1 rRNA gene is annotated in these 242 nt (G+C 55.4%); it reads right to left on the reverse strand.

The features are described 5' to 3' along the window. Positions 1–242 (reverse strand): 16S ribosomal RNA (locus AC1RPT_RS08230); the annotation flags it as partial.

Consider the following 242-nt stretch of genomic DNA (forward strand, 5'->3'; position numbering starts at 1 on the left):
AGCTAATCCCATCTGGGCACATCCGATGGCAAGAGGCCCGAAGGTCCCCCTCTTTGGTCTTGCGACGTTATGCGGTATTAGCTACCGTTTCCAGTAGTTATCCTCCTCCATCGGGCAGTTTCCCAGACATTACTCACCCGTCCGCCACTCGTCAGCAAAGCAGCAAGCTGCTTCCTGTTACCGTTCGACTTGCATGTGTTAGGCCTGCCGCCAGCGTTCAATCTGAGCCAGGATCGAACCCT

Source organism: Dellaglioa sp. CoH-56-MRSF-11, from assembly GCF_056782135.1.